This is a genomic window from Novosphingobium endophyticum (assembly GCF_014640675.1).
In the GTDB taxonomy this organism is placed as follows: domain Bacteria; phylum Pseudomonadota; class Alphaproteobacteria; order Sphingomonadales; family Sphingomonadaceae; genus Novosphingobium; species Novosphingobium endophyticum.
Genome location: NZ_BMHK01000009.1, coordinates 99,845 through 112,144, shown reverse-complemented (window position 1 = coordinate 112,144; position 12,300 = coordinate 99,845). Strand labels below are relative to the sequence as shown.

The following is a 12,300-nucleotide window of genomic DNA, read 5'->3' as shown; positions in this document are numbered from 1 at the left end:
GAAGATCAGATTTCGACGAAGGTCCCCGCCTCGCGGTCTTTGCGGACCTTGAGACCGTCGAAAACGGAGCCATTCATGGTGATCCACACCCCGGGCGCGGCCGTCTGGCAGCAGGCGAAGGCCATGCCGAGGTTGAACGCGGCATCGCTTTCGGCAAAGCGCGCCGGGGCAAGGGCGCCGGCGAAGACCACGGTCTTGCCCGGGATGTGGGCAAGGGTCTTCGCGGTTTCGGCCATGGTATCCGTCCCATGGGTGATGACCACGCGCCTTTCGGGCGCGTTCGCGACGGTCGCCGCGATCAGGGCGCGATCATCGTCGGTCAGTTCGAGGCTGTCCTTGCGCATCAGTTCGATGACGCGGAAAGGGTGGGTAACGCGCGCCGTCGCCAGCAGCTTTTCGATCACGCTCTCGGTAATCTGGTATTCGCTGAGGGCGTCGAAGTACTGCTTGTCGATCGTGCCGCCGGTAGTGACGATGAGGATGGGGGAGCGGTCCATGTGCGTCTTCCAGGTGCTGGAGGAGGGGTATGTTCAATGCCCGGCCGGCTCGATGCCGTCGAGCCGCAGCCGGGCGATCAGCATGTCGACGAAGTGTTCGCGGTCCGAAGTCTTCGGGCGGATCGGATTGACGAGGACTTCCGAGCGAAAGCCGACGAGGGCGGTAATGACGAGTCGCGAGAGTTCCGAGGCGTCCGGTTCCTCGAAATGAGTCGCGAAGAACCGGTGGATACGCGAGCGCAGCCTCGCCGGGCCGAGCCTGAAGTAGGCTTCGACGATCTCCGGAAACCGCTCGCCTTCGCTGACCACGAGCCGGTAGAGCGGCGAAGCGCTGCTGTCGATCAACTGCTGGATCAGTCGCAGGCAGAGCTTTCGCAGCGTCGACGTGCTGAAGTGATTGATGTCGAGAGTGCGTTCGAGGTCCTGAGCGAAACATTCGACCTGCCAATCGACCACGGCCACGAACAGTTCCTCCTTCGAGGAAAAGTGCGACCATAGCGTCGTCTTCGATCCGCCGAGTTCGTCGGCGATCGCCGACATGCTCGTCGCCCCGTAGCCGTGTTCGCAGAACCAGCGGCTGGCGATGGCAACGATTTCGGCGCGCTTCTTCGCCTTGTTGAGCTCTCGTTTTCCGGTTTTCTCTCCCATATGCGTACCAGCAAGTACACTTTTTGGTTGACAGGCGCAAGTCGCGCTTCAATAAAAAGTGTACGCATGAGTACGGTAATAACATCACGAGTCGCGACGATGTCGCTGCTTGCCCTCGCCCTTCCGCTTTCCGCATGTATGGCGCCCGATCTCGGCGCTCGTCCGGAAATGCGCCCTCCCGCCGGTCTGGAAAGCGGCCGCTCGCTGCCGGCTGCGGACATTGCCGCGCATTGGCCGCAGGAACGCTGGTGGACCGCCTACGGCGATTCCCAGCTCAACGAGCTGGTGGATGAGGCGCTGGCCCGATCGCCGAGCGTCGCCATGGCCGAGGCGCGGATACGGCAGGCGCGCGGCGCCGTGCAAGCGGCGGGCGCGCAAGGCCTGCCCCGCGTCGGCGGCCAGGCTTCGGCCGGCGTGACCAAGCAGAGCTATAACGCGGGCGTGCCTCCCGAGGTGGTCCCGCGCGGCTGGAAGAGCACCGGGACGCTGGCGCTGACGGGCGAGTTCGATCTGGACCTGTGGGGCAAGGCCCGAAACGGGCTTGCCGCCGCCACGTCGGAGGAAATGGCGGCCGAAGCCGATGCCCGGCAGGCAGCCCTCATGCTCGCGGCGAACGTGGTCGCTTCCTATTTCGATCTTGCCCGTCTCACCGAGCGCGGCAAGGCGCTGGAGGAGGCGCTTCATGCGCGCGAGAGCACGGTTGAGCTGACTCGCCAGCGGGTGGAGCAGGGGCTCGACAACGAAGGCCCGCTTCGCCTGGCCGAAGCCGCTGCCGCAGGTGCCCGGGCCGATCTGTCGGCCAATGCCGAGCAGGTGCTGCTTCGCCGCCACGCGCTGGCCGCGCTGCTGGGCGCCGGCCCCGACCGGGGGCTCGCCATCGCGCCGCCATCGCTGGCGGCGATACCGGAGACCCCGCTGCCGGCCGATGCCGGGATCGCTCTCGCTGGCCGGCGGCCGGACATCGTCGCCGCGCGCCTGCGGGCAGAGGCGGCGGCGTCCCGCATCGAGGAGGCAAGGGCGGCATTCATGCCGGATGTCTCGCTCAGCGGACTGATCGGCGTCACCTCACTGGGACTCTCGAAGCTCGTCGACAGCGGTTCGACCTATGGCGATGCGGGTGGCGCAATCAGCCTGCCGATCTTTCTGGGAGGGCGGCTCAAGGGGCAGTTCACGCAGGCCCGGGGGGACTACGATGCCGCCGTCGCGGACTACAACAGGGCCGTCGTCGGAGCGCTCCAGGACGTCGCTGACGCGCTTGCCAGCCGGGATGCGGCCGCCGCCCGCGAAAGTGACGTAATCGAGGCGCGGGACAGGTCCGCGGCCGGTTATGACATCGCGCTCAGTCGCTACCGCGGCGGGCTTTCCAGCTACCTCGAAGTCCTGACCGCCGAGACCGCCGCTCTTGAAGCGCGCGAAGCCGCGATCGACGCCCGTTTCCGGACCCTGGCTCTTGAAGTCGCGCTGAGGCGTGCGCTGGGCGGCGGGTTCGAAGACAAATCCAGTGAAAAGGCTCCCAAAAATGACTGACGAAGTGCAGGATGTGCCTGCGGGAAACGAAGGCGAGCCGGAGGCGGCCAGTGTCATCAAGGGGGAACGCCGCAAGCCGCTGCTCATTGGGCTCCTGATCGCGGTCGGAGCGATAGCGGGGCTCTATTTCCTCTACGACACCTTTATCGGCAGCCGATCGGTTTCGACAGACAATGCCTATGTCGCGGGAGATACGGCGCAGGTTACGCCGCTTACCAGCGGCAAGGTGGCAGAAGTGCTGGTCACCGATACGCAGCCGGTGAAACGGGGCCAGCTCCTGTTCCGCCTGGATGATTCCGACCAGAAGATCGCGCTCGCCGAGGCAGAGGCGGATCTGGCGAGCGCGGAGCGCCGGTACAGGCAGTCCCTTGCCAACAATGGGGCGCTGGGCGCGGCGGCCGATGCCGATGCCGCGCAGGTCGCTTCGGCCAGGGCGCGCCTTGCCTCGGCCGAAGCCGCGCTCGCCCGGGCGCAGACTGACTATGAGCGCCGGGCCGCGCTGGCCGGGAGCGGCGCCGTTTCCGCAGAGGAACTGACCACTGCGCGCGAGGCGCTGGCTTCGGCCCGGGCGGCGACGCGCGAGGCGCGCGCGGCGGTCGCGCAGGCACGTTCCGGCGCGATCAGCGCGCGGCGGCAGGAAGAGGCCTCGGAGGCGCTGACTGCCGGCACGACCGCCGAGACCGCGCCCGAAATCCAGCTTGCGAGGGCGCGGCTCGCACAGGCCCGGCTCGATCTCGAGCGAACGATCGTCCGGGCACTGGTCGACGGTATCGTTGCCAAGCGTTCGATCCAGGTCGGCCAGAAGGTCGAGGATGGCTCGGTCGCCATGGTTATCGTTCCGGTGGGGCAGCTCTACGTCAACGCCAACTTCAAGGAAGACCAGCTCGGCAAGGTCCACTCCGGCCAGAAGGTCACGCTCACGTCCGACTTCTACGGCGGGGACGTGACGTATCACGGCAGGGTGGCCGGCTTTTCAGGCGGCACCGGATCGGCCTTTTCCCTGATCCCGGCACAGAATGCGACCGGCAACTGGATCAAGGTCGTACAGCGCCTGCCGGTGCGTATCGAACTCGATTCCAGCGAATTGAAGGAGCATCCGCTTCGCATCGGATTGTCGATGGAGGCCGAGATCGACCTGACAGGCTCCGACTGATGGCAGGTGCGGCGACCGTTTCGGCGGCAGCGGAAATGCGCGGCGACGAAGGCCGTCCGATCAGGGGCGTGCGGCTGGTTCTGGCGGGCGTCGTGCTCGCGTTGGCTAACTTCATCGTCGTGCTCGATCTCACCATCGCCAACGTGTCGGTGCCGCACATCGCCGGCGGGCTGGCGGTATCGGTCTCGAGCGGAACCTGGGTCATTACCTCCTACGCGGTGGCGGAGGCGATCTGCGTGCCGCTCACCGGCTGGCTCTCGGGGCGTTTCGGAACCTTGCGGGTGTTCACCGTCTCGCTCGCGGGGTTTGGCCTGTTCTCGGCACTTTGCGGCATGGCGGACACGCTTGGCGCGCTCGTCCTGTTCCGGATCGGGCAGGGCTTTTGCGGCGGCCCGCTGATGCCGCTGACGCAAACCCTTCTGCTGCGGATATTTCCGCGCGAATTACATGCCAAGGCCATGGCGCTATGGGCCATGACCGTGGTCACGGCGCCGATCATCGGCCCGATCGCGGGCGGCTGGATCAGCGACAACTGGTCATGGCACTGGATATTCTTCATCAACGTGCCGATCGTCATCCTGCTCCTCTTTGGCGTACTCGCGCTCCTGCGCGGGGCCGAAACGCCTACCAGGAAACTGCCGATCGACGGGATCGGTCTGGTGCTGCTGGTGATCTGGGTCGGCGCGCTTCAGATGATGATCGACCTTGGCCGCGAGGAAGATTGGTTCAGCTCCGAAAAGATCGTCGCGCTGGCCTGTATCGCGGCGGTCTTCTTCGCGGCGTTCGTCATATGGGAGCTGACCGAGAAGCACCCCATCGTCGACCTCAAGGTTTTCCGGCACGCCGGTTTTTCCGCTTCGACGCTCTCGCTCATCCTGGCCTTCGGAACGTACTTTTCCTCGGTGGTGATCATTCCGCAGTGGCTGCAGACGTCGATGGGATACACGGCCACACAGGCGGGCTATGCCATGGCCTTTGCCGGCGTCCTGGCCGTCGCGGTTTCGCCGGTCGTCCCCCGGCTGATGCAGAAGTTCGATCCGCGCCTGCTGGTCTTTGTCGGTGTCTCTTGGCTCGGCGCGTGTTCCTTCCTGCGCAGTTGGTGGTCGAGCGATTCGACCTTCTGGATGATTGCGATGCCGCAACTGCTGCAGGGTGCGGGCGTGGCGCTGTTCATGGTCCCGCTCACGACGATCAGCCTCAACGCGGTGACACCGGAGGAAACCGCGTCAGCGGCAGGCATCGCCAATTTTGGCAGGACGCTTGCCGGCGCCATCGCGACGGCGGTGGTCACCACTGCCTGGAGCAACATGTCGACCGGCCAGGGCGCGGAACTGGCCGCCTCGCTCAACGACGCGGACCGGGTCACGCAGGCGCTGCAGGAGCAGGGCCTTTCAGCGGATCAGGCCAGAGGCGTCATCGCTCAACTCGTCGCGGAGCAGGGCTCGGCGCTCGGCACCACGCACCTCTTCGCGATCGCGGCGCTTGTCCTGGTCGCGGCGGCCTCGGCGATATGGATCGCACCGCGCCCGCGTGGTGACGCCAAGCCGGAGGCCGGGCATTGACGCATTATAGTCCGGCGCCTGGTCGTGTGAGGAATGTCTTGCACAATTTGCGAGAGCCTCACCCACGCGCCTGAAATGAGGGGCGATGGAAAAGCGGCCGTGACCGCGATGCCGTTCTGAGCCGCAGGCCGGGGTGCCGGCCGCAGGCCGGGGTGCCGGTGATGCCGGCAGGGACACCGACGCTCGATTTCCGGTCGGCGAGGATAACGGGAATGGCATTTTTGCTCGGCCGGAAACAATTCGTAACGGACGGGAAGGAACGAGGACACGAACAGGCTCCAAGTGCTGGACGCACCAAATTTCAGATTGGAGTGAACAATGATATCCGCCGTCCTTTTCGCGATCTCGACTCTGACGGGGCCGGTCGCTGCGTGTTCGCCTGCGGCAATTTCCTGTGCCGCGCCTGACGCAGCTTATTCCGACCGGCCTATCCTCAGGGCCAAGGGCGTGGCCGGGGCAAAGGGGCAGAGTGGATCTGGTGCCGGCGCTGACGATCGGGCCGCCACGGCCTGCCATCCGCATCCAACCAGGAACCCCACCTGCCGTCATCGCCAGACCAGCGCGCGTATCGAGGCGATGCAGTCCAAATTCGCGCTGGAAGAAGCGCACGAGGTTCACGCCCGATGAATGGGATCCGAACTACACTACTTGCACTGGTCGGCGCCGCACTGATGTGCGGCACGGCCGGTGCCGCCTACGACAAGCTCCCCAAAGGATTGGCGCGGCTGACGCCGGAAGAAGTCTCACGACGGATCGAAGTCACGGATGACCCACTAGAGCCGTACATCCTGGTCTCGACGCGGGGGGCATGGGCGCGGGGACGCTCAATCGATGGCGCCCATGCAAATGATGTTCACCTGCGTGCTTTGGTGGATCGTGGCTCCGGCGCCGTACAGTGGCAGGTCTGGCACGAACTCGTGTCTGGCAGGGTCATGCGTGACATGACCGAAGTGAGCTACCGTGTCGGCGGTCGGCCACAGAAGGCCGACGTGCTGGTCATGAAACGCTGGTCTGCTGATTGCCCTTCAGTCGACGCGATCCACACTGCCTGCAACCAATATGCTCGTCTCGTCTTCGAACTCCCTGGCAGCGTGGTCCAAGAGATTGCGGACGCTTACAGTCCGGGTCACCGTGCTGCGTGGCGGCTGCGTTTCACGGACGCGCGTGGCGCCACCATTGCCGGCGGGTTGGCACCTGCCGAGGCGTCCGGGCTGGTCGAGGCGGTGACAAGAGTGCGCCACCAGCATCTGACGCCGGTCAACTGATCGCTAAAACGACTGGTCTTTCCGGCCAGTGCGGTTTGTTTAACCGCGCTGGCAGCTCTATATGCGGGAAGATATACGGGAAGGCATGCACGAGACGATGACCATCGCTCCGAGATTAAAGTCCTCCGACAATATGACACTTGCAGCCCCAACCATTCTTCTCGTCGAGGACGACGGTGCCCTGCGTACGCTTACGGCGCGGGCGCTGCGTCAGAACGGGTTCAACGTGCTGACCGCGGCGACTGGTGCCGAGATGTGGGTGAGTTTGCGCACAAGCGTCGTCCACCTTATCATTCTCGACATCATGCTGCCCGGTGCCAGCGGTTTTGACCTGTTTCGCCGGCTTCGCCGTGAAAGCAATATTCCCATCATCTTCATCAGCGCCCGCGGCAGTGAGGAGGATCGGGTTCTCGGCCTTGAGCTTGGGGCAGACGATTATGTCGCCAAGCCCTTCAGTACTCGCGAACTGGCGGCGCGGGTCAGCGCTGTGTTGCGCCGGGGTGGATTCGAGGGGGCGGCGGAAGGCATCGCCGACGGCCACGTGCCCGAAGTGCTCTGTTTCGATGGCTGGCAGGTCTCGCTGACCCGGCGCGAACTTCGTGCGCCGAGCGGGGCCATCGTCGACCTGACGGGGGCAGAGTTCGACCTGCTGTCCACGTTTCTAAGCCATCCGCAGCGGGTCCTGGGGCGGGAGCGCCTTATGGAGCTGTCGCGTTCACGCATCGGCGATAGTTCAGACCGCAGCATCGATGTCCTCGTCAGTCGTCTGCGGCGCAAGCTGCAGGCTAGCGGTAGCGAACCGCCGATCGTCACGGTCCGCGGCGTAGGTTACATGTTCAGGGTGGAAGTGTCCCGCGCCTGATGCTCGCGCTAGGTTTGCGACTGTTCAGACGGATGGGCCTTCCCGAGCGGTTGCTGGCCATTCTGTTGCTGGTCGTGCTCGTGGAGATCATTGCCAACGCGGTTCTGTTCGAACGCGCCAATTCGTTCGAGCTGCGTCGGGACGACGCTGAGCGCATTGCCGAGAATCTCGTACTCGCCTCGCGGGCGGTGGCGCAGGCGCCGCCCGATTCACGCGCACAAGTCGCCGCCGCGCTCGGCACGAAGCGTTTTTCGCTGAAGTGGCTACCGCCCACGAATCGAAATCGCGGATCGCTTGGCCTGGCCAACCTGCGCGCCCAGATCATTGAAATCGAACCGGACCTCGCGCTTGCCGACCTGGAACTGCACCTCGAGGAATTGCCGGGCAAGGGCAACATCGGTGGATCGCTCCAGCTTCCCGACCGCAGCGTGCTGAAATTTCATACGCATGCCAACGCCGCATGGAAGCTGACGGCGGGCCGGGTGGTAAGCCTTGTCTTTCCCACACTGCTGCTTGTGGCGCTGGCATGGGTATTGCTGCGCGCGACGCTCAAGCCGCTGCGCGCGGTAATCGGGGCCACGCGGCATCTCGGCTCGGGGCCGCCTCGGCCGGTACCGGAAGGCGGCCCCGACGAACTGCGGCAGTTGATCCGCGCTCTGAATGACATGCAAGAACGTATTCACCAGTCCCTGGTCGAACGTACTCAAACAATGCTGGCTATCGGGCACGACCTCAAGACTCCGCTCGCCCGAATGCGGCTGCGGCTCGACGAAGGCGAGGTCGAATCCGAAATACGCGAGGGAATTTCGCGGGACATCGAGGAAATGCGGCTGCTGATCGAGTCGATCCAGGCCTACGTCGACAACGGCGGCGAGGCCATTCCGGCCGAACGGATCGACATCGCCGTAATGGCGGAAACCCTGGTCGATACAGCCGCAGACCGCGGCGCCGATGCGACCTACGAGGGAGCGTCCAGCGTCGTGGTGTGTGCAAGGCCGGTGGCGATTCGGCGGGCGCTGTCCAACCTCATCGAGAACGCCATCCATTACGGCGGCAACGCGCGCGTAAGCGTGCGTCGCGACGGTGATGGCGCGGAAATCGTTATTGAGGATGACGGGCCGGGTATTGCCGAGGAGCGCATTGCCGACGCCCTGCAACCTTTCGTGCGGCTCGACACGGCTCGGTCGCGCGATACCGCCGGCATGGGGCTAGGCCTGCCGATCGTCCAGAAGGCGGTGCGCATGGAGAATGGCACACTGGATTTGCGCAACCGGCCGGAGGGCGGCCTGCGCGCGACGATCAGGCTTCCGCTCGAGACGAAATAGTCCTCTGCTGCACTGCGGCAAAACTTCGTAACATTCGTGAAGTTTGGTAGACAAGTCCGTCGTCTAGCTCGTGGAGACATCCCTGCGGTCAAACGCTGCGGGAGAACATCCTCCAGAGAAAGGTGACGAACGTGAACGAATTGATTGGTCGCGTTTTCAGTTTCGAGAAGACGATCTTCCCGGCAAGCAGCGAGCTCTTCGGCAAGCTGGCTACTCACGGACAGGCGCCCAAGGCGCTGATGATTTCCTGCGCGGATTCGCGCATCGTGCCCGAACAGATCATGCAGGCTCAGCCCGGTGACCTGTTCGTCTGCCGCAATGCCGGCAACATGGTCCCGCCGTTTGCGACGATGAACGGCGGCGTATCATCCACCGTTGAATATGCCGTGATGGCACTGGGCGTGCGCGACATCATTATCTGCGGCCATTCCGATTGCGGCGCGATGAAGGCGCTGAGCAATCCCGTTGGCCTCGAAAAAATGCCCAACGTCGCGGCGTGGCTGCGCCACGGTTCGGCGGCAGAGCACATCGTCAGCACCTGCCAGCCCCATCTCGAGGACCATGAACGCGTCCGCGCGGTGAGCCTCGAAAACGTAATCGCGCAGATCGCTCACTTGCGGACGCACACTTCGGTGGCGGCAGCGATGGCACGCGGCGAAATGGCACTGCACGGCTGGTTCGTGGACATCCACGCGGGGCAAGTGCTGGGTCTCGATGGCAATACCGGACAGTTCGTGCCGCTGCGCGAGGACAGCCCGCTGCCCGTCGCGCATGCCGCACGGGCGCGCATCGCCACCCAGATCGCGGAGGCTGCGGAATGAGTGCGATCTCTTCCGAGCCTACAGGTCCCTTCGCCCACTTCACGCGCGATTTCACCGCTTCGATAGTCGTGTTCCTGGTGGCAATGCCCCTGTGCATGGGCATTGCCATCGCGTCGGGCGTGCCGCCGGAGAGGGGGCTGGTCACCGGCATCATCGGCGGGCTTGTCGTCGGACTCTTCGCGGGATCGCCGCTGCAGGTCAGCGGCCCGGCAGCGGGCCTGGCCGTCATCGTCTTCGAATTTGTCCGCGAGCACGGTCTGGAGGTGCTCGGGCCGGTGCTGCTGCTGGCGGGGGTGCTGCAGCTCGCCGCGGGTGCGCTGAAACTCGGCGGCCTGTTTCGTGCGATCAGCCCGGCAGTGGTCCATGGCATGCTCGCCGGCATCGGCGCGTTGATCGTCATCGGACAGTTCCACATCCTGTTCGACGAGAAGCCGCTTTCCAGCGGGCTCGAGAACATTGCGATGATGCCCGCGCGCTTTATCGGCCTCGATCCCTTCGATCTGTCGGGCACTGAACTGGCGCTGGCGCTGGGCGTCCTGACCATCGCCGTCATGCTGGGCTGGGAAAAGCTCCGCCCGAAGTCGATGGCGCTCGTTCCGGGAGCACTGCTGGGGGTTGTCGCGGCGACGATGATCGCCTGGTCCCTGAGCCTCGGCGTTGCCCGCATCGACGTACCCGCCTCAATAAGCGCGGCCTTCGTGCTTCCCACCAGCGTCGGGTGGTTCGCGCCGCTGGCCAGCCCCGCGCTGATCATGGCCGCCGTCGCCATCGCTTTCATCGCCAGTGCCGAGACACTGCTTTCGGCCGCCGCGGTAGACCGGATGCACGACGGCGTGCGGACTGAGTACAACAAGGAACTGCGTGCGCAGGGCATCGGCAATTTCCTGTGCGGCCTGTTTGGCGCGTTGCCGATGACCGGCGTGATCGTGCGCAGCTCGGCCAATGTTCAGGCCGGCGCCAAGACGCGTCTTTCGACGATCCTGCATGGCGCGTGGATTCTGGGCTTCGTCGCTCTATTGCCATGGCTGCTGGCGGAAGTGCCGATGGCGGCGCTGGGCGGCGTGTTGGTGGTGACCGGATGGCGCCTGGTCAGCCTCAAGCATGTACGTCATCTGCTCGAGGCGCATGGATACCTGCCTGCTGCGATCTGGGCCACGACATTCGTCCTGGTGATCGCGACCGATCTGCTCACCGGCGTTCTGGTCGGCCTGGCGCTCTCGCTCGTCGAGATTCTGCCGCACGCCCGCAACTGGCGTCTCAATGTCCACGAGCATGACGAAGGAACGGCGACGCGTCTGGAACTGCACGGTGCCGCGACCTTCATCGGCCTCACGCGGCTCAATGCGGTGCTTGAGAAGCTGCCCGCTGATCGCCCGGTGCACCTTGATCTCGGCAACGTGCGGGCCATGGACCACACGACCGCCGAAACCGTTCGCGAGTGGCTGTCCCGTCGGCGCCAGCGCGGACACGAGGACCGCGTCACCGGTCCGGAAACGATCCTTCGGCCGCTACCGCTCACGGCCTGATCGAACGGTCACCTGCGGGCAGGACACCCTCACGTTCTGCCCTGTAAACTTCCGGGCGGATGCGCGAGCCGCGCGTCCGCCCGGTTTTGTTGACGCGCGGCTCGCGCTGATTGCCTGTGCAATGATTTGTCACAAACAGGCAAATCTCGGGACAAGCAGCCTGCATAATCTGCTCGGGTCATTGCGACACGGATGCGCCATGCAGCGACATTCGACGTGGTGACCGCAGGAAGGAACACACAAACAGTAACATGAGGGTGTTCCATATATGAAAATTCGTCTTCTAGCCGGCGCGGCCAGTCTGGCCGCCGCATGCCTTGCCGTCGCCACCCCCGCAGTGGCGCAGGACATTCCCGGTGAGATCACCGTTTCTGGCAGCGCGACGCTCGTCTCCGACTACCGCTTCCGCGGCGTGTCGCAGACCGACAAGGAAATGGCCGTACAGGGCGGCGTTTCCGTCAGCCATGAAAGCGGCATCTATGTCGGTACCTGGGCGTCGAACCTTGCCGGATGGGGCACCTTCGGCGGCTCGAACATGGAGCTCGACATCTACGGCGGCTACGCGACCGAGATCGCGAGCGGCGTTACGCTCGATGTCGGTCTGACCTGGTACATGTATCCCGGCGGCGCGGACACCACCGACTTCGCCGAGCCCTACGTCAAGCTCTCGGGCACCTTCGGCCCCGCTGAAGTGCTTGTCGGCGCGGCTTACGCCCCCAAGCAGGAGGCGCTTGCCAATGTTTCCAACACGCCTCAGAGCAACGGCCAGAAGCAGGACAATCTCTACCTGTGGACCGATGCCAGCGCGGGGATTCCCGGTACGCCTCTGACGGTCAAGGGCCACCTCGGCTACTCGGACGGCAATCCCGGCCTTGGCCCCAACGGCACGAGCATCGCGCCGACGGGCAAGTATCTCGACTGGCTTCTCGGTGCCGACCTGGCGCTGGGTCCGGTGACGCTGGGCGTCGCCTATGTCGACACCGATATCTCGAAGTCGGAATCGGCATACCTGCTGCCGAATTTCTCCTCGACGAAGAATGGCTCGTCGATCGCCGGGTCGACCGTCGTATTCTCGCTTTCCGCGGGCTTCTGACGATCTGAATCGCGTTCCCGC

At 64.7% G+C, this 12,300-nt stretch carries 12 protein-coding genes; 10 read left to right on the top strand and 2 right to left on the bottom strand.

The features are described 5' to 3' along the window. Positions 1-5: 5 nt before the first annotated feature. Positions 6-497 (bottom strand): asparaginase domain-containing protein, encoded by a 492-nt coding sequence (locus tag IEX32_RS08830; protein ID WP_188770558.1) that lies wholly within the window; start codon positions 495-497, stop codon positions 6-8. A gap of 33 nt (positions 498-530) precedes the next feature. Then, positions 531-1,145: a TetR/AcrR family transcriptional regulator gene (locus IEX32_RS08825; protein ID WP_188770556.1), complete on the bottom strand. Its 615-nt coding sequence runs from the start codon at positions 1,143-1,145 to the stop codon at positions 531-533. A gap of 66 nt (positions 1,146-1,211) precedes the next feature. On the opposite strand from IEX32_RS08825, the gene IEX32_RS08820 reads away from it, so the two are divergent. From IEX32_RS08820 to IEX32_RS08775, 10 genes are all read left to right on the top strand, one after another. Continuing rightward, positions 1,212-2,672 (top strand): efflux transporter outer membrane subunit, encoded by a 1,461-nt coding sequence (locus IEX32_RS08820; RefSeq protein WP_188770554.1) that lies wholly within the window; start codon positions 1,212-1,214, stop codon positions 2,670-2,672. Beyond that, the gene (locus tag IEX32_RS08815; protein ID WP_188770552.1) at positions 2,665-3,825 is read left to right on the top strand and encodes an HlyD family secretion protein; all 1,161 of its coding nucleotides are present in this window, start codon (positions 2,665-2,667) and stop codon (positions 3,823-3,825) included. Before IEX32_RS08820 ends, IEX32_RS08815 begins: the two co-directional genes overlap by 8 nt. Continuing rightward, entirely contained in the window at positions 3,825-5,387 is a 1,563-nt protein-coding gene (locus IEX32_RS08810) for a DHA2 family efflux MFS transporter permease subunit (RefSeq protein ID WP_188770550.1), read from the top strand. The genes IEX32_RS08815 and IEX32_RS08810 overlap by 1 nt, the downstream gene beginning before the upstream one ends. Positions 5,388-5,599: 212 nt before the next feature. After that, positions 5,600-5,794 (top strand): hypothetical protein, encoded by a 195-nt coding sequence (locus IEX32_RS08805; protein WP_188770548.1) that lies wholly within the window; start codon positions 5,600-5,602, stop codon positions 5,792-5,794. A gap of 216 nt (positions 5,795-6,010) precedes the next feature. Then, the gene (locus IEX32_RS08800) at positions 6,011-6,652 is read left to right on the top strand and encodes a hypothetical protein (protein ID WP_188770546.1); all 642 of its coding nucleotides are present in this window, start codon (positions 6,011-6,013) and stop codon (positions 6,650-6,652) included. 133 nt (positions 6,653-6,785) lie between these two features. Further along, on the top strand, positions 6,786-7,514 hold the full coding sequence (locus tag IEX32_RS08795; protein ID WP_188770638.1) for a response regulator: 729 nt from the start codon (positions 6,786-6,788) through the stop codon (positions 7,512-7,514). Continuing rightward, positions 7,514-8,839: an ATP-binding protein gene (locus IEX32_RS08790; protein ID WP_188770543.1), complete on the top strand. Its 1,326-nt coding sequence runs from the start codon at positions 7,514-7,516 to the stop codon at positions 8,837-8,839. Before IEX32_RS08795 ends, IEX32_RS08790 begins: the two co-directional genes overlap by 1 nt. Positions 8,840-8,970: 131 nt before the next feature. Then, on the top strand, positions 8,971-9,660 hold the full coding sequence (locus tag IEX32_RS08785; RefSeq protein ID WP_188770541.1) for a carbonic anhydrase: 690 nt from the start codon (positions 8,971-8,973) through the stop codon (positions 9,658-9,660). After that, positions 9,657-11,186, top strand: coding sequence for a SulP family inorganic anion transporter (locus IEX32_RS08780; RefSeq protein ID WP_188770539.1), 1,530 nt, complete (start codon positions 9,657-9,659; stop codon positions 11,184-11,186). Before IEX32_RS08785 ends, IEX32_RS08780 begins: the two co-directional genes overlap by 4 nt. Positions 11,187-11,454: 268 nt before the next feature. Then, a complete protein-coding gene (locus IEX32_RS08775) occupies positions 11,455-12,279 on the top strand; it encodes a TorF family putative porin (protein ID WP_188770537.1) in 825 nt (274 codons plus the stop codon). Positions 12,280-12,300: the final 21 nt, after the last annotated feature.